The 16,460-nt window shown below is 61.6% G+C and carries 15 protein-coding genes; 5 read left to right on the top strand and 10 right to left on the bottom strand.

What is annotated here, in order from left to right; genetic code table 11:
* Positions 1 to 47: 47 nt before the first annotated feature.
* Genes J5289_RS29160 through coxB form a run of 4 tightly spaced genes read right to left on the bottom strand, consistent with a single transcriptional unit; the run spans position 48 to position 3,810 of the window.
* Positions 48 to 182, bottom strand: a complete 135-nt coding sequence (locus tag J5289_RS29160; protein ID WP_142824206.1) for a hypothetical protein — start codon at positions 180 to 182, stop codon at positions 48 to 50.
* Complete coding sequence (locus J5289_RS06455) at positions 182 to 1,138, bottom strand: heme o synthase (RefSeq protein ID WP_142824205.1); 957 nt, start codon at positions 1,136 to 1,138, stop codon at positions 182 to 184. Before J5289_RS06455 ends, J5289_RS29160 begins: the two co-directional genes overlap by 1 nt.
* A gap of 60 nt (positions 1,139 to 1,198) precedes the next feature.
* Positions 1,199 to 2,899, bottom strand: coding sequence for a cytochrome c oxidase subunit I (gene ctaD, locus J5289_RS06450; protein WP_142824204.1), 1,701 nt, complete (start codon positions 2,897 to 2,899; stop codon positions 1,199 to 1,201).
* 20 nt (positions 2,900 to 2,919) lie between these two features.
* Complete coding sequence (gene coxB / locus J5289_RS06445; protein ID WP_142824203.1) at positions 2,920 to 3,810, bottom strand: cytochrome c oxidase subunit II; 891 nt, start codon at positions 3,808 to 3,810, stop codon at positions 2,920 to 2,922.
* Between the two features lie 340 nt (positions 3,811 to 4,150).
* On the opposite strand from coxB, the gene J5289_RS06440 reads away from it, so the two are divergent.
* From J5289_RS06440 to tldD, 3 genes are all read left to right on the top strand, one after another.
* On the top strand, positions 4,151 to 4,765 hold the full coding sequence (locus J5289_RS06440) for an invasion associated locus B family protein (RefSeq protein WP_142824202.1): 615 nt from the start codon (positions 4,151 to 4,153) through the stop codon (positions 4,763 to 4,765).
* Positions 4,766 to 4,847: 82 nt separating this feature from the next.
* Complete coding sequence (locus J5289_RS06435) at positions 4,848 to 5,462, top strand: invasion associated locus B family protein (protein WP_209187346.1); 615 nt, start codon at positions 4,848 to 4,850, stop codon at positions 5,460 to 5,462.
* A 61-nt stretch (positions 5,463 to 5,523) separates the two neighbouring features.
* Complete coding sequence (gene tldD, locus J5289_RS06430; RefSeq protein ID WP_209206705.1) at positions 5,524 to 6,939, top strand: metalloprotease TldD; 1,416 nt, start codon at positions 5,524 to 5,526, stop codon at positions 6,937 to 6,939.
* A gap of 55 nt (positions 6,940 to 6,994) precedes the next feature.
* On the opposite strand, the gene J5289_RS06425 is transcribed toward tldD, so the two are convergent.
* Together J5289_RS06425 and J5289_RS06420 are read right to left on the bottom strand one after the other, a co-directional pair.
* Positions 6,995 to 7,303, bottom strand: coding sequence for a MazG nucleotide pyrophosphohydrolase domain-containing protein (locus J5289_RS06425; RefSeq protein ID WP_209183013.1), 309 nt, complete (start codon positions 7,301 to 7,303; stop codon positions 6,995 to 6,997).
* 91 nt (positions 7,304 to 7,394) lie between these two features.
* Positions 7,395 to 8,699: a D-alanyl-D-alanine carboxypeptidase gene (locus J5289_RS06420; protein WP_209183012.1), complete on the bottom strand. Its 1,305-nt coding sequence runs from the start codon at positions 8,697 to 8,699 to the stop codon at positions 7,395 to 7,397.
* 255 nt (positions 8,700 to 8,954) lie between these two features.
* Here J5289_RS06420 and J5289_RS06415 point away from each other — a divergent pair, with 255 nt between their 5' ends.
* Positions 8,955 to 10,001: a polysaccharide deacetylase family protein gene (locus J5289_RS06415; protein WP_209183020.1), complete on the top strand. Its 1,047-nt coding sequence runs from the start codon at positions 8,955 to 8,957 to the stop codon at positions 9,999 to 10,001.
* Between the two features lie 4 nt (positions 10,002 to 10,005).
* On the opposite strand, the gene pdxH is transcribed toward J5289_RS06415, so the two are convergent.
* A complete protein-coding gene (pdxH, locus tag J5289_RS06410; RefSeq protein WP_209183011.1) occupies positions 10,006 to 10,626 on the bottom strand; it encodes a pyridoxamine 5'-phosphate oxidase in 621 nt (206 codons plus the stop codon).
* A 63-nt stretch (positions 10,627 to 10,689) separates the two neighbouring features.
* Between pdxH and J5289_RS06405 the strand changes: the two genes are divergently transcribed.
* Positions 10,690 to 11,148 carry an RT0821/Lpp0805 family surface protein gene (locus tag J5289_RS06405; protein WP_142824196.1) on the top strand — a complete coding sequence of 153 codons (459 nt, stop codon included), beginning with the start codon at positions 10,690 to 10,692 and terminating at the stop codon, positions 11,146 to 11,148.
* An 81-nt stretch (positions 11,149 to 11,229) separates the two neighbouring features.
* Here the strand turns inward: J5289_RS06405 and J5289_RS06400 are convergent, their stop codons facing one another.
* The 3 genes from J5289_RS06400 to J5289_RS06390 form a co-directional block, all read right to left on the bottom strand.
* Positions 11,230 to 13,788, bottom strand: coding sequence for a DUF1217 domain-containing protein (locus J5289_RS06400; protein ID WP_209183010.1), 2,559 nt, complete (start codon positions 13,786 to 13,788; stop codon positions 11,230 to 11,232).
* Between the two features lie 91 nt (positions 13,789 to 13,879).
* Positions 13,880 to 15,424 carry a histidine ammonia-lyase gene (hutH, locus tag J5289_RS06395; protein WP_209183009.1) on the bottom strand — a complete coding sequence of 515 codons (1,545 nt, stop codon included), beginning with the start codon at positions 15,422 to 15,424 and terminating at the stop codon, positions 13,880 to 13,882.
* Between the two features lie 13 nt (positions 15,425 to 15,437).
* On the bottom strand, positions 15,438 to 16,442 hold the full coding sequence (locus tag J5289_RS06390) for an ornithine cyclodeaminase family protein (protein ID WP_209183008.1): 1,005 nt from the start codon (positions 16,440 to 16,442) through the stop codon (positions 15,438 to 15,440).
* Between the last annotated feature and the right edge of the window lie 18 nt (positions 16,443 to 16,460).

Raw genomic sequence — 16,460 nt, 5'->3', positions numbered from 1 at the left:
ACCGATCTTGCTCTCCCTGACGTCTCCTCCTCCAAAGAGCCTCTCCCTTAATGTCCCGTGCCGATCTTGATGATCGTCATCACGTAGAAAATCACCACCAGCCCCGCAAGCACCAGTCCGAGAGCGACATTGCGCCCGCGTCTCGATTTCTTCTGGGCGGCGGTGAGCTTGACGGTTTCCATCAGAACCAGCCTCCGGTGCCCGAGGCCAGCACCGTCACCAGACGGTCGATCATCAGGGCCGAGAAGATGGCAAAGAGGTAGAAGATCGAATAGGCGAACATCCGCTTGGCCGGGACCATCTTCACATCGGTTTCCGGCATCCGCCAGACGGTGATCGAACAGTAGACGAAGATGGCGCCGAGAATGCCGGCGACGATCCCGTAGCCGATCGAGGACATGCCCATCATGGTCGGTGCCACACCGACAACGGCGGTTAGCACGGCGTAGACGACGATCTGGTTCTTGGTGGTCGGAATGCCCGAGACATTCGGCAGCATGGGCACGCCGACGGAGCCGTAATCCTTCATCTTGAACAGTGCCAGCGCCCAGAAGTGGGCCGGCGTCCAGAGGAAGATGATGAGGAACAGGACGATGCTTTCCATCGGCACGGTGCCGGTGACGCAGGCCCAGCCGATGACCGGCGGAAATGCGCCGGCAGCACCGCCAATGACGATGTTCTGCGGCGTCGAGCGCTTCAGCCACATCGTGTAGACGACGGCGTAGAAGAAGATCGTGAAGGCGAGAATGGCGGCAGGCAGCCAGCCGACGGCGAGCGCCAGAATGGTGATCGAGAAGCCGGACAGCACCAGTCCGAAGCCGAGCGCTTCCGAGCCGGTCACGCGGCCGGACGGGATAGGCCGCTTGGCGGTGCGGGTCATGATGGCGTCGATGTCTGCATCATACCACATATTGAGGGAGCCGGAGGCACCGGCTCCAACGGCGATGCAGAGGATCGAGATGACGGCAATGAACGGATTGATGTGACCGGGCGCCAGCACCAGGCCGGCCAGCGCGGTGAACACCACGAGCTGCATCACGCGCGGCTTCAGAAGCTCGAAGTAATCGCGCGCACTGGCCTGCGACAGGCCGAGGTCGCCTTCGGAAGCCAGGATCTCGTGGTTGTCGATAACGGTCATTACACAGTCCAGTTTTGTCTCGATCAAAACGCCGCCCGTCGGGCGGCGCTCCGAAAGCGATTATTTGATGCGCGGGAGCTCTTCCCACTGGTGGTAGGGCGGCGGCGACGAAAGCTGCCATTCGAGTGTGGTTGCGCCCTCGCCCCAGGGATTATCACCGGCAACGCGCTTTTTCGCAAACGTGTCGTAGACGCCGTAAAGGAAGATCAGCACGCCGACGCCGGAGATATAGGAGCCGATCGAGGACACGAAGTTCCAGCCGGCAAAGGCGTCCGGATAATCGATGTAGCGGCGCGGCATGCCGGCAAGGCCGAGGAAATGCTGCGGGAAAAACACCATGTTGACGCCGACGAACATCACCCAGAAGTGCAGGTTGCCGATCTTCTCATTGTACATGTAGCCGCACATCTTCGGCAACCAATAGTACCAGGCCGCAAAGATTGCAAACACGGCACCGAGCGACAGAACATAATGGAAGTGGGCGACGACGTAGTAGGTATCGTGGACCGGACGGTCGAAACCGGCATTGGCAAGCTGCACGCCGGTGACGCCACCGACGGTGAACAGGAAGATGAAGCCGATAGCCCAGATCATCGGCGTGCGGAACGAGATCGAGCCGCCCCACATGGTGGCGATCCAGGAGAAGATCTTCACCCCGGTCGGCACCGCGATGACCATGGTGGCAAAGACGAAGTAGCGCTGCGTATCGAGCGACAGGCCGACAGCATACATGTGATGCGCCCACACGACGAAGCCGACGGCACCGATGGCGACCATGGCATAGGCCATGCCGAGATAGCCGAAGATCGGCTTCTTCGAGAAGGTCGAGACGATGTGGCTGATCATTCCGAATCCGGGCAGGATCAGGATGTAGACTTCCGGGTGGCCGAAGAACCAGAACAGGTGCTGGAACAGCACGGGATCGCCGCCGCCTTCAGGCGCAAAGAAGGTTGTGCCGAAATTGCGGTCCGTCAGCAGCATGGTGATCGCACCGGCCAGAACCGGCAGAGACAGCAGCAGCAGGAAGGCGGTGATCAGCACGGCCCAGGCAAACAGCGGCATCTTATGCAGCGTCATGCCGGGGGCGCGCATGTTGAGGATGGTGGTGATGAAGTTGATGGCGCCGAGGATCGACGAGGCACCGGCGATGTGCAGCGCGAAGATCACCAGATCGACTGCCGGTCCGGGATGGCCGACGGTCGAAGACAAGGGCGGATAGAGCGTCCAGCCGCCGCCGGCCCCGTAGGCGCCTGCCGGACCTTCGACGAACATCGACATCAGCAGCAGGATGAAGGCAGGGACGATCAGCCAGAAGGAGATGTTGTTGAGGCGCGGGAAAGCCATGTCCGGCGCGCCAATCATGATCGGCACCATCCAGTTGGCAAAGCCGCCGATCATCGCCGGCATGACCATGAAGAAGATCATGATCAGCGCGTGCGCGGTCGTGAAGACGTTGTACATCTGCTTGCCGCCGTCAATGGCGGCATCGCCGGAGTACCCGTAGACCATGGCGGCGAGACCATTGAAGATCTGGATGCCCGGCTCCTGCAGCTCCATGCGCATCAGCACGGACAGGATACCGCCGATGACGCCGGCGATGATCGCGAAGATCAGGTAAAGCGTGCCGATGTCCTTGTGGTTGGTCGAGAACAGCCAGCGATTGGCAAAGCTCGGCTTGTGCGCGTGTTGTTCGCCATGCGCATGGGCGTCGTCGTGACCGTGAGCATCGGACAGCTTGTCGTGTGTGGCGGAACCAGCCATGTTAATCATCTCCCCCCGGATTACTGCGCGACGTTCGCGGCGACATCGACCGTCTTAGACGGCGTGTCGACCTCGGCCATAAGCGCCTTGTTGGCCTTGCCCAGGTCGCTCGAGGCGACGGTCAGCCATTGCTTGTATCTGTCCTCGGAGACGATCCGGATGGCAATCGGCATGAACGCATGGTCCTTGCCGCAGAGCTCCGAACACTGGCCGTAGAACATGCCTTCACGCTCGGCCTTGAACCAGGTCTCGTTCAGGCGGCCGGGCACGGCGTCGGTCTTGATGGCGAATGACGGCATGGAAAAGGAATGGATGACATCGGTCGGCGCCGCCGTCACCAGCACGCGGACGACCTTGTTGACCGGCAGCACGAGTTCGTTGTCAACGGCAAGCAGGCGCGGATAGATCGCCTTGTCAGTCTTGCCGGATGCGGCGCGGTCCGGATCCTTCAGCATGTAGGAGTCAAAGGCCAGCGGCGTATCGCCGGTGTTCTCGTATTCGTAGTTCCACTGCCACTGCGTCCCCGTGACCTTGACGGTGACGTCGGGATTTTTCGGGAATGTCAGCTGCGCGGTCAGAAGGTCGAAGGATGGGACGGCAAGGAACAGCAACACCAGCACCGGTCCGATGGTCCATGCGACTTCGATCAGCGTGTTGTGGCTGGTGCGCGATGGGACGGGGTTCTTGCTGGCGCGAAACTTGATCATGACGATGATGAGGAGGGCCAGCACGAACAGCGTAATCGGCACGATGAACCAGAGCGTATATTGCTCGAACCATCGCACCTGGCTCATGATCGGCGTTGCCGAGGGCTGCATCCCCATCTGCCACGGCATCGGTTGATCGGCGAAACTACGGGTCGTAAAGAGCAGACAGGCGAGCGACGCCAGAACTGCATTGGTCCTCTTCATGACGATGTATCTCCCTAAAGCGCTTGAACCCTCTCCGTTCAAACGCAGAATCCCACCATTCCTCATCTTCTTCAAACCACAGTTTCACCGTGGCAGCAACAATTCCCGAGTGTTTGCCTGTGCGGCATTTTTGCTCGGTCTAATCTTTCGGCAGGGCTAAGATGCGCGAACTATTGTGTAACTTTACGAAAAATCACCGAGCGGCAGTGCAGGAGCCTTGGACAAAAGCGCCTGCAGGTCCTATTTCCGCCGCAGTGAAAATGGAATCCAGCGTCCAGGGCTTTCATTTGACGGGTGCACCCGCAAGAATGGCCGCAATGATTCGAAACTAGGGGTTTCCATGGGTTTTCGTTCCCTCGCGCGGCTTGGGTTGCTGGCGGCAGGCATCGCCGCTTCGGCTTCACTGCCCGCATTCGCCCAGCAGCCGCAGACCGCCACGCCGACACCGGCGCCGGCGCAGGTGCCTGTACAACAAGTGCCTGTGCCGCAGGGCGGACAGCAGCCGCCCGGCACCGTCCAGTCGATGCACGGCGCATGGTCTGTGATCTGCGACAAGCCTGCCGGCGCCCAGACCAACCAGTGCGCGCTGATGCAGAATGTGATCGCCGAGGACCGGCCGGAGGTCGGGCTTTCCGTCGTGGTGCTGAAAACGGCCGACCGCAAGGCGAAGATCCTGCGCGTGCTGGCGCCGCTCGGCGTTCTGCTCAATCCTTTCCAGCCGACCGATGGTGGCCTCGGGCTGATCGTCGATGGAAAAGACCTCGGCAAGACGCAATTCGTGCGCTGTTTTGCCGATGGCTGCTATGCGGAAGTCGCTTTGGACGATAATCTTTTGAAAATGCTGCGCTCCGGATCAACTGCGGTCTTTTCCGTACGCGAGGCTGCGGATAAGGATAAGATCGGTATCCCCGTCGATCTCAAGGGATTTGGCGAAGGCTACGATGTCCTGCCGTGATGTCTCCGGCGTGATCGCCGGGACTTAACGGTTCATGGCGTCCCGTTCTGCGGGGCGCGCGACCTTCTTGGAAGAGGCTTCAATGCGGTTTGGTTTACTTGCCGGCTTTTGGGTACCCCGCACTGTCGCCGCGGCGCTTCTTGCATGGGCGGTCGCCAGCGTACCCGCCACGGCGCAGACGACGCCCGCCCCGCAACCGGCAGCGCCTGCCCCCGCCCCTGAAGCACAGCCGGCACCGGCTCCCGCACCCGCCACGCCTCCACCCGCTTCCAGCCAGGCGAAGACCACCTTCGGCGCCTGGACGGAAGTCTGCGGCACTGCGGACAACAGCCCCGACAAGAAATGCGTGCTGATGCAGAGCGTCGTGTCGCAGGAGCGGCCGGAGATGCAGATTTCGGTTGCCGTGTCCAAGGCGCCCGGCGGCAAGACCGGACTGCTCAGGGTACAGGCGCCACTGAGCGTGCTGCTGCCGAACGGTCTCGGCCTGTACATCGATGGCGCCGACATCGGCAACGCCTATTTCGCCCGCTGCTTCTCGGATGGCTGCTACGCCGAAGTCGTGCTCGAGGAGCAATTGCTCGGCACCCTGCGCAAAGGCACGACCGCGACCTTCACCGTCTTCCAGACGCAGGAAGAAGGCATCGGCATTCCCGTCGACCTGAAAGGCTTTGCCGAAGGTTATACGGCCCTTCCCTGATCGCCGGGCTTGCTCTGCCTGCGCGCCGGACCTACATCGGCATGAACGGAGTACCAATTTCATGAACACCGATCTGCTTACCCTGTTCGACACCGACGAAACCAAGCTGCGCAGCATCGTCGCCGATGCGCTCAACGGCGCCGACGATGGCGAACTCTTCGTCGAACACGTCCAGTCGGAATCGCTGACATTCGACAACGGACGGATGAAGGGCGGCAGCTTCAACACCGAACAGGGCTTTGGCCTGCGCAGCGTCGCCGGCGAGGCGGTCGGCTATGCCCATGCCGGCGATCTCTCGGAAGCGGCACTCAAGCGCGCGGCCGATGCCGTCGGCGCCGTGACGCGCGGTTATGCCGGCTCCTACGCCGCCGCCCCGCAGCGCACCAACACTCGGCTCTACAGCGACGAAAACCCGATCGGCAGCCCGAGCTTCGAGGACAAGGCCAAGCTCCTGCAGCAGATCGACAGCTATCTGCGCGACAAGGACGGCAAGGTCCGCCAGGTCACTGCATCGGTCGCTGCCTTCTGGCAGGTCGTCGACATCCTGCGCGCCGACGGCCACCGCGTCCGCGATATCCGGCCGATGACACGCATCAATATTTCAGTGATGGTCGGCGATGGCGACCGGCAGGAATCCGGCTCTTACGGCACCGGCGGCCGAGTCGGCTTTGGCGATTTCATCACCGGAGACAGCTGGCACTACGGAGCCGACGAGGCGCTGCGCCAGGCGCTGGTCAACCTCGACGCGCTGGAAGCGCCGGCTGGTACGATGGACGTCGTGCTGGGCAACGGCTGGCCGGGCGTCATGCTGCACGAGGCCGTCGGACATGGGCTCGAAGGCGATTTCAACCGCAAGAAGACCTCCGCCTTTGCCGGGCTGATGGGTGAAATGGTCGCCGCGCCGGGAGTGACCGTGGTCGACGACGGCACCATCGAAAACCGCCGCGGCTCGATCACCATCGACGACGAAGGCACGCCGTCGGCCTACAACGTGCTGATCGAGAACGGCAAGCTGGTCAACTACATGCAGGACCGCCAGAACGCCCGGCTGATGGGCATGCAGCCAACCGGCAACGGCCGCCGGCAGGGTTATGCCCACGTGCCGATGCCGCGCATGACCAACACATTCATGCTGTCCGGCGACAAGACACCGGCCGAAATCATCGCGTCGGTCAAGAAGGGCATCTACGCAGTTTCCTTCGGCGGCGGCCAGGTTGACATCACTTCCGGCAAGTTCGTCTTCGGCTGCACCGAAGCCTACATGATCGAAAACGGCAAGATTGGCGCGCCGATCAAGGGCGCCATGCTGATCGGCAACGGCCCGGATGCGATGAAGCGCGTCTCGATGATCGGCAACGACACCAGCCTCGACACCGGCATCGGCAATTGCGGCAAAGGCGGTCAATGGGTCCCCGTCGGCGTCGGCCAGCCGCATCTGCGGATGGATCAGGTGACTGTGGGTGGGACGAAGGCTTAAGGCTCGGAAATCGATGCGGTCGGCCATATCGGATGTGGTCCAGCCGTGATGGCTTTCAGCGGATATCGGGCGTGAACCGCCACTTCCGCTCGACAGCGGCTGCGATGTCGAGATCGTGGGCCTTTGCAAACAGCAGGATGTGGCCCAGCACGTCGGCGGCTTCATCTTCCATGGCCTCTGCAAGCTGCTCGTCCGATAGGCCTTTTCGACGGCCCCTGCCGGTCTTGTGGTTGAAGGCCTGCGTCAGTTCTCCGACCTCTTCCTGCAGCTTAAGCAAGAACCACTCAGCGTCGCGGATGATGCCGTTCTGCTCGGCATAAGACCGGGACGCTTCTTCGAATTTCGCAGATAGATCGCCAAGCATTTCGTTCTCCATACGTTCTGATGGAGAGATGCATGATTCACCCGTCGGCGTCTATCCCGACGGGTGTAAAGGAAAAGAGGCGTATCCGGCTTCAGCCCGGCATCGCCATGCATTTGAAATCATGTTTCTTCAGCGCGCTGCAGGCATTGTCTGCGGCAGCCCGGCTTTCGAAGCCGACGAAGCGGGCGCGATAGACTTTCTTCGAGCCCTTGCCGGCTTCCTCCGTATAGGCAAAGGCGTTGAGCAGCGGGCCGCCGGTCTTCGCCTGTGCTGTCGCCAGCAGATCCTTGGCCGCCTTGGCAGAAGGCGTGGCGGCGATCTGCACCTGCCAGGCACCACCAGACGAGCCGGTCGATGCCGTCATCTCAGCCGACGGCGCATCGTCTTCAGCCTCGGCCCTGTTGACTATTTCCTGCATCGCTTGCGGCCGTTCGATCGGCACGGCAAGACCGGTCGCCGTGGCGACCGTGCGGGTGATGACGGTGGTACGGCGCGGCGCCAGGGGAGCCGGCACATCGATGTCAGGCGATGCGGATGCGACTTCGACTTCACGGGGAGCAGCCCGGCCACCGATACTTGCGACCAGACGGCTGCCGCCGCCGGACGATGCCTGGCTCATGTATCGATTAAGCAATCCGGCCATCTTGTCGTCGCGGGCACGCGCCGTGGGGCCGCCGAGGACGACGCCGATGAGGCGGCGATTGCCGTCGCGAACCGTGCTGACGATGTTGAAGCCGGAGGCATTGGTGTAGCCGGTCTTGATGCCGTCCATGCCTTTGTAGCGGTACATCAGGTTGTTGTGGCCACGGATCGGCCGGCCGCGATAGACAAAGCCGGTCTGCGAAAACAGGCGATACTCGGTCGGATAGTCGTTGATCAGCGCGACGGCGAGCGTCGACATGTCGCGGGCGGTGGTGATCTGGCGAGGATCGGGGAGACCCGATGGATTGACGAAGGTGGTCCGGCTCATGCCGAGCTGGCGGGCCTTGGCCGTCATCATCCGGCCGAAGTTGCTTTCGCTGCCGCCGAGCGCTTCTGCCATGACGGTGGCTGCGTCGTTGGCCGACTTGATGATCATGCCATTGACGGCTTCGCGGACGGTGACGGTGCTGCCGGGGCGCAGGCCGAGCTTGGTGGGGCTTTTGCCGGCGGCGTTGCTCGACACCTTGAGTTCGGAGTTCCAGCCGAGCTTGCCGCGATGCAGCGCCTCGAAGGCCAGATAGAGGGTCATCATCTTGGTAAGCGATGCCGGATGGTTCAGTTCGTCGGCACTCTGCGACGCCAGGACCTTGCCGTTCTTCGCATCCATTATGAAGTAGGCACTGCCGGCATAGGCGGCAATAGACGAGTTCGCCAGCACGACAGCTGCCGAGAGAGCCACCCAGATTTTCTTCATACCTGTCCCCAACCGAAACAAATGCCAGCTCGCCGCGACGGCCGGCTGTGCAATTATGCGACAAAAGCGTGATTTTGGCGCGATATCGAGGCAATAATCGCGCTTGACCGCCAATTTTACGTGTCACGGTAAAGGGCAGGTTAATATCGACGAATTTAAGCATAATTTAGCAAGGGTTAAGTGGCATCGGCCTATTCTGGACGCGGCCGAGCCCGGCCATGACCCCAGACCCGGACCGACATCATGGCAAACCTCATCAGCCCAGAGCTCCGACGCCGGCTCAAGCGGACGGCTGTCGGCGCAGGGCTGGATGCGGCGTTGCTGTTGAAATCGCTCGGGGCAATGAAAGCGGCCGCCGGTGTCGGCGCGATCTTCACCCTTCACCATGTGCGACCTTACAGTCCCCTCCCCTTCGCGCCGAACCGGCACCTCGAAGTCACGCCGCAGTTTCTCGACCGGGCGATCCGCGAACTGAAGGCGGAGGGGCGGATCTTCGTGGCCCTCGACGAACTGCCGCAACGCATAGCCGCTGGCGGGGCCACCCGCTTTGCCGCATTCACGCTGGACGATGGCAACCGCAACAATGTCGAGCATGCGTTGCCCGTGTTCGAGCGGCACAGCGTGCCGGTGACGATCTTCGTTGCCAAGGGGCTTTCCGAGCGAACCCACAGCATGTGGTGGGAGACGCTTTCCGTTCTCCTCAGGGAGCGCCACACCCTCGCCTTCGATTTCGGCAGGGGTTTGGAACGGCTTGATCTCGGCGACCTCGAGCAAAAGCAACTGGCATTTGAGCGGTTTGCAGCTTTCGTGCACGGGACGGACGAGATGGAGGCGGTATCGGCCATCGACTGGCTGGCAGAGGATGAAGGCATCCAGCCGCTGGAGATCGTGCGCGCGCTGATCATGGATTTTGGCGAGCTTCAGGCACTGGCACGCCACCCCCTGGTGTCTCTCGGCGCCCATACGGTCAGCCATCGGGCGCTCGCAAGGCTCAGCCCCGCGGAAGTCGCCTTCGACATCCGCGAATCGGCAGACTATGTGGCGGCCATCACCGGCCGACGCCCGACCACCGTTGCCTATCCCTACGGTACGGCCAGCGCGGTATCCGCACGCGAGGGACAGATCGCGGCGAGCCTTGGTTTCACCGTCGGCGTGACGACGCGACCGGGCACCGTGCCTTCCACGGCAGCAGCGCCGATGACGCTGCTGCCGCGTATTTCACTGAACGGATATTACCAGAAGCCCCGTTACGTCGAGGCCCTGGCTTCCGGCATTCCCATGCGGATGGTCGGAAAGGGATGACCGGTCAGGGATACATGCGTACCTTATCCCAGGCCGCATCCTCGGCCGTTCGGCGGAACTCAATGCGGTCGTGAAGCCGGAACTTGCCGTCCTTCCAGAACTCGATCGACTGCGGGCGGATGCGGAAGCCGGACCAGTTTTCGGGACGCGGGATTTCGCCGATGGCGTAGCGCGCCGTATATTCCGCGACAGCCTTTTCCAGCGCGAACCGGCTTTCCAGCGGCCGTGACTGTTTCGACGCCCAGGCGCCGATGCGGCTGCCGCGCGGCCGGGATTTGAAATACTCGTCGGCCTCTTCGTTGGTCACCACTTCGACGCGACCGCGCAACCGCACCTGGCGTCGCAGCGATTTCCAGTGAAAGCACATGGCCGCTTTTTTCGCCGAAAGCAGTTCTTGGCCTTTCTGACTTTCGAAATTTGTATAGAATACGAATCCTTGGTGATCGAAACCCTTCAGGAGGACCATGCGGACGTTTGGCAAACCATCTTCATCCACCGTTGCCAGCGCAACTGCATTCGGATCATTCAACTCAGAGGCGTGCGCCTCTTCCAACCAGCTCGAAAACAGCACAAAAGGCTCGTTTTGCAGGGTGAAGTCACTGCTTGTTAACTCGTTTTCCGACATATTGGTTAAGCGCTCCGGATTTTAATCAAAGTGTCCAGGTTTGTCTGGCCCAGCAACATACGGGTGAAAGTCATAACAAGATCGACAGTCTATACAAAGGGCCTGCTTTCAAAGCGCGGCATCATCGCTGCCATGGGCATCGCTCTTCTGTCGCTTTCCGGCTGCACCACCGGCGGAATGGATCTTTTCAGTTCCGCCAAGGTGGACAAGTCGGTGACCACAGGTGCCGTCTCGAAGACGCCACCCGCCTCCGATACCGTGTCCGACGAAGTCACCGTGCGCAACGCCGTGACATCGGCGGATCTCAGCAAGCTCAAGGGCCAGCCTCTGGCCTGGGCCAATGCCTCGACCGGCAGCGCCGGCGTGATCGATACGATTGTCGAAAACAATGCGACCGGCCAGGTTTGCCGGCAGTTCCGGACCACCCGTCACGCCTATGACGGGATCGCCAATTTCTACGGCAAGACATGCCTTGTCGGCGACAACGAGTGGCAGGTCCTGGCTTTCCAGCCACAGGGCTAACAATACCGGGTCTAGCCGCGCATCGGCCCGGCCGAGCCCATTGCGGACTATGGCTCGGCAACCGCCTATCCCTTGATAAAACTAGCCACGCTTAAGCTGGGCGATCGACAGCAACGTGTCGGCGCTCACGCCGAAGGATCCGGAGGGCTGCAGGATGGAGAGCGCCGACGACGATCCGGTGTTGTTATTCTTCAGGTCGTATTCCACCGAGAAGCGCTGCAGCAGCTTGTTCAGCTTCTTCGTGTCGTGCAGGTCGTCGATATTGATGAATTTCTTCAGGAGCTTTGCCTGCGCGTCGACATCCATCGACGAAATGGCACTGGGCAGGCTGTAGGTGGTGGTGATCACTGAATACAGCGCGCTGTCGGCCATGATGTCGTAAACGGAATTGATGGCAGGCGCCTGGCGCTGGAAATAGAGCGCAAGCCGGATGCCGTCGTTGGTTTCGCCCTCCTGCTTTTCCAGGGTCTGGTGAAGGTAGAGGTCGTTCGTCGAATCCAGGGCGCCCTTGTTTTGCGCCGAGCCGAGCTTGGTGTCCACGAGCTTGCCGTCGATGCCGAAGTTGAACGCGTCGACGATGGGCTTCAATTGCGCTCCCGCCGCAGTGTTGATGAAGCTGTTGGCCTTGGCGGGATCCGAGGTGAATGCCTTTTTCAGCGTGTCGGCGGTGATCTTCTTCGGATCGAGGCCGTTGGCCGTCAGCACGAAGTTCGTCAGCTTGCTGTCCTTCAGGAAGTCGGACAGGTTGGTGACATCGGCCATCTTGGTCGCAAAATAGGTGGCGTCGGTCTTGATCTGGGCGACCGCCTTGGTGAGAGCGGGGCCGGTCAGTCCGCGTTTGCTGTCCTTGGAATATTCCGAGATGTAGGCGTTGATCTGCGTGGTCGAGAGAGCCGTGACCGGCAGCTTCAGTTTGCCCTCGCTGTCGAAATTGAACGCTTTTGCCAGATTGACGAAACGGTCGTCCTTCAGGGTGTTGACGTAGCTTTTCGGATCATAGGGATCGCTCTCCATGATCTTCTTCATCTGGCCCTTGGAGATCTCAGTCTCGCCGATACCGTAGGAGCGCAACGCCATCTGGTAGAGTTCGGGGAGATTGTCGTTTGCCTTGCTCTTGTCGGCGGTGGCGTTGCTCGCAAAGAACTGGTCGATGGTCTTCACGGCCGCGATGCGGGTCTTGTAGTTGGCCACGGCATCGACGGTGGTGGCCGCCTGTTCCGCCTTGTAGTTGGTGGTGTAGGATTTTGTCGCGGCTGCGAGCTGGGTGGCGGTCTGGGCCTGCGTGCCCGATGCGACGGTGCCGTCGGACTGGAAATTGAACTGCGCGACCACGTCGGAAAAACCGATCAGCTTGGCATAGACCGGGTCTTCCACAGCGTTCTCGAAGTCATAGCGCAGCGTATTTTCATTCGCCTGCCCGTCGAGCCCCTCCAGATTGTAGGCGATCTTGACGTAGTCGAAGAGCCGCTTGTTGTGTGTCAGCTCCTCGACAGACGTCACCGAACCGATGTTTGCCTTGTAGTATGCGGCATCGTCGGCCGCAGCGGCGCCGGTAACGAAGGTAGGCACCGTGTCGTTATAGGCGTCCATGACTGCCGAGCGCTGACCGAGGGTCTGGACCTGGCTCTTATACTGGGCAACATAGTTTGCGGATGTCGTGCTGATCTGGGCGGCGGTCTGGATCACGGCGCCATCGGCCACCTTTCCATCCGCCTGGAAGTTGAATTGCGCCAGTGTCGAGGTCAGGCCGTATCGTTCCGCCGTGGCAGCGTCGGCCACCGAAGCGGCGAACTGCACATCCGTGACTTTCAAGGGGACGCCGAAGGCTGCCTTGGCATAATCGAAAAGCCGACGGTCGGAGACGAAATCGGTCGCCGACTTCACCGCACCGATGTTGGCCTCGTAATAGGCCTTGTCCGCGTCGGCTGTCGTGGTGGAGATGGTGCCGTCGGCATTGAAATTGAACTGCGCCGTGATCGCCTTGCCGGCCGCGCTGCCGCTGACGTTGACGAAGCTTGCGGGATCGCTGAGGTCGCTCGTCAGCATCGACTTCAGGAAGCTGTTCGAGACGTTCGTCGGATCGATGCCGTAGCCCTTCAGCACGTAATCCCTGAGGCGGGTGTTTTTCAGCAAGTCGTCGACTGTTTTGACGGAGCCGATATTGGCGTCGTAATAGTCCGTCTCGGTCTTCGCCGCGGCCTCTTCCGTGGCAAAGGACTGCTGGTAGAGGCCGATCGATGCGTCGGTCGTCTTGGTGGCGGCTGCCCCGAACATCTTCGTCGAGGTCGCAGCCGTCTGCGCCGTTGGCGTGCCCGATGCACCGAAGTTGAAGGCGGCGGCAATCTGCTTGTATTTCGGATCGTTCAGGCGGTTGGCAAAGCTGGTGGCATCGCTGAGGTCGCTGGAAAAGACCTTCTTCATGAAGCCCTTGGCATAGGTGAAGTCTTCCAGGCCATAGGCTTTCATGGCGTAGCTGTAGAGCTGGTAGTCGCCCATGAGATCGTCGAGCGTCTTCACATTGCCGATATGGGCATTGTAATAGTCGATATCGCGCTTGGTCGTCGTCTGCGAGGACACTCGCGACAACGTCGACGTCATATTACGGGTATCGAGCGTAAAGCTCTGGTAGGTCGATGTCATGATCGCGTGGCCCCACAGCTTGCGTCAGATCGAATAGGATTTTCTATTGTAGCAGCGTAAGCTTACCCGAGACTTTACGGCGGCGTTTCTTTTATAACTGAGCTGTGGCGTTGCCTGGGGCCTGTGGCGGAAGAAGCCGGGCCGTCTCTATGGCGTCGGCGAGCGCATGGATATCGTCGCTCGAGGAGCGATCCGCGACGAGCGGGGGCACGATGGCGCGAATGTTTTCAAACAGGGATTGCGCGCCGTGTCCAAGCACGATGCCTTCCCTGAGATCCACGGCACGGGCGGCTACGATCAGCTCTATCGCGGTCAGATAGCGCCACTTCGCCACCAGTTGCCTCGTCTTGTCGATGACCGACATCGACATCGAGGCATAGTCTTCGACGCGGTCAGCCACCGGCGTCACCACGAACGGCATCGGCATGGCGAGATGGCCGATCTCCGCCGTCAGCGCGGCGATGGTCTTTTGCAGCGCGCCAAAGCCGTTGGCGCCAGGTTGCGCCGGGGCGAGAAAGCGCGGCAGGTCCGAGAAACCGGGCGACAGCAGCTTCATCATCCGCTCCGCCGCCATCGCCGCCAGACGCGCAAGTGCGAGGCCCAGCGTATCGAAGGCGAGAACCATGTGGGTCGGATCGAAATTGCCGGTCGGCAGCACGATATCCTCATCGGCGATGACCGACGGATTATCGTCGCTGGAGCGAAGTTCGAGTTCGGTGGCGGCAAATGCGGACCGGAAGGCATGCAGCGCCGTGCCCGAGACGGCAGGGGCGCAGCGCAGGCTGAGGGGGTCCTGCAACCGCCTCGCGCCGTTGCCGGCCACGAGATCGCCGCCCTCGAGCAGCGCCCGGATCGCAGCGCCCACCTCGCCCTGGCAGGGGCCCGGTCGCAGACGGTCGGAAAGGGGATGGAGCGGATCGATGCTGGCCCGGAACCCCTCGAACAATAGCGCCACCGCGCCGATGTGGGCATCGAAGACGTAGCCGATGTCTTCGAGCAGCAGGCAGGCGAGCCCAACAGATGCAGCATTCGAGGAAATCAGCGACAGGCCGTCCTTGATGCCGAAGACGGGCAGGTCCAGGCCGGCCGACGCAAAGGCCTCGGCGCCCGACTGAAGCTTGTCCTCTCCGGAGAGGACGACACCCTCCCCCGTCATCGTCAAGGCGATATGGGCGAGCGGTGCAAGATCCGCCTCGCCGATGGAGCCGGTCATCGGCACGCGGGGATGGATGCCCCGATTGAGCATTTCGGCGAGCGTCAGGGCGACAGGAGACGAGACGCCGGAATAGCCGAGGCAGAAGCGGGCAAGCCGGCTCGCCATCATCGCCCGGACTTCCGCGACCTCTGCGAACCGGCCGACGCCGACTGCACGGGGGCGCGCTATGGCCGACTGGCCGGAGCCTTCCGCCGGATCGATGCGCGTATCGACGGCGGCGCCAAGGCCGGTGCTGACACCGTAAATGGCTTCGCCTTGCGCGGCGTGGCGCACGAGGCAGGCATAGGCGGCATCGATGCCGGAGATGGCGATGCTGTCGACCGAGACTGTGGCCTGCCGACGGGCGATGGCGCAGACGGCCTCGACACTGCCGCCGCTGCGGTCGAAGATCACGCCTACCCGGCCTTTGCCAACTTTCATGTCCTCTGGATCCTCAGGCAAAGCGCAGCCGCTGGCCGATGCCAAGCCGCCGGGCCTTGTCGACCATGGCAGCCCCGAGTGCAATGTCAGTGGTCGAAAGGCCGCGATGCCAGAACAGGATGGTTTCGTCGTCGCTTTCCCGGCCGGGCTTTGCGCCGCAGACGATCTGGCCGATTTCGGCATGCAGGTTTTCCGCCGTCACCTTGCCCTCGTCGACATGGCGGCGCAACGCGCCATAGGGGCGACCGGGACCGCACTGGCCCCAGTCGTCGACGACGACCTTGTCCATGATGTCGGTGAGATCGAACTCCAGCGCGCTCATCGTGCCGTAGGGTACGACGAAGGCGCCCTTCTTGACCCAGGAGGTTTTGAACAACGGCGTCGGTTCCGGCAGGCGGCTTGCCTCGATCATGATGTCGGCACCGTCAAGGCAGTCTTCCCAGGTTTCGGTGACGACGATCTTCTTGCCGAGATCCTGCTCGAGACGCGCAGCAAAGGCATCGCGGCTTTCCGGACGGCGGGAATGGATGCGGATTTCGTCGAAATCGAAGATGTGGTCCAGCAGACGGACGTTCCAGTAGGATGTCCCGCGGGCGCCGATGTGGCCGAGGATCTTGCTGTCCTTGCGGGCCAGATGCCGCGCACCGATAGCGGTCACGGCGCCGGTGCGCATGTCGGTGATGGCGGTGGCATCGACGATGGCCTTGGGCACGCCGGTCTGCGGATCGAAGAGATTGAGCACCGCCATCTCCGAGGGAAGGCCAACCTTGTAGTTGTCGACGAAATCCCCGACCACCTTGACGCCGGCATAGCCGAGCGCCTTCACGTAGCCGCGGAGCACATTGAAGTGCCCCTTGTCCGAACTTTCCGGCACGAGATGGACGCGTGGTTCGATGACTGTTTCGCCGCGCCCCTGCGCGTCCAGGGCTTTTGAGACGGCACCGAGGATATCGTCGTTGGTGAGCGCCAGCGCCTTGACGTCCATGGCGTTGAGATAGTCGATCCAGATTTCCTGCATAAGCCGTCCTGCTTGTGA

The organism is Rhizobium sp. B230/85 (assembly GCF_019355735.1).
Classification (GTDB): domain Bacteria; phylum Pseudomonadota; class Alphaproteobacteria; order Rhizobiales; family Rhizobiaceae; genus Rhizobium; species Rhizobium rhododendri.
The sequence above is the reverse complement of the archived record's forward strand: the minus strand, read 5'-3'. Positions and strand labels throughout refer to the sequence as shown.

Coding starts and splice junctions, on each gene's coding strand:
- J5289_RS29160 (WP_142824206.1), bottom strand. CDS start 182: ATGGAAACCGTCAAGCTCACCGCCGCCCAGAAGAAATCGAGACGCGGG.
- J5289_RS06455 (WP_142824205.1), bottom strand. CDS start 1,138: ATGACCGTTATCGACAACCACGAGATCCTGGCTTCCGAAGGCGACCTC.
- ctaD (WP_142824204.1), bottom strand. CDS start 2,899: ATGGCTGGTTCCGCCACACACGACAAGCTGTCCGATGCTCACGGTCAC.
- coxB (WP_142824203.1), bottom strand. CDS start 3,810: ATGAAGAGGACCAATGCAGTTCTGGCGTCGCTCGCCTGTCTGCTCTTT.
- J5289_RS06440 (WP_142824202.1), top strand. CDS start 4,151: ATGGGTTTTCGTTCCCTCGCGCGGCTTGGGTTGCTGGCGGCAGGCATC.
- J5289_RS06435 (WP_209187346.1), top strand. CDS start 4,848: ATGCGGTTTGGTTTACTTGCCGGCTTTTGGGTACCCCGCACTGTCGCC.
- tldD (WP_209206705.1), top strand. CDS start 5,524: ATGAACACCGATCTGCTTACCCTGTTCGACACCGACGAAACCAAGCTG.
- J5289_RS06425 (WP_209183013.1), bottom strand. CDS start 7,303: ATGCTTGGCGATCTATCTGCGAAATTCGAAGAAGCGTCCCGGTCTTAT.
- J5289_RS06420 (WP_209183012.1), bottom strand. CDS start 8,699: ATGAAGAAAATCTGGGTGGCTCTCTCGGCAGCTGTCGTGCTGGCGAAC.
- pdxH (WP_209183011.1), bottom strand. CDS start 10,626: ATGTCGGAAAACGAGTTAACAAGCAGTGACTTCACCCTGCAAAACGAG.
- J5289_RS06400 (WP_209183010.1), bottom strand. CDS start 13,788: ATGACATCGACCTACCAGAGCTTTACGCTCGATACCCGTAATATGACG.
- hutH (WP_209183009.1), bottom strand. CDS start 15,424: ATGAAAGTTGGCAAAGGCCGGGTAGGCGTGATCTTCGACCGCAGCGGC.
- J5289_RS06390 (WP_209183008.1), bottom strand. CDS start 16,442: ATGCAGGAAATCTGGATCGACTATCTCAACGCCATGGACGTCAAGGCG.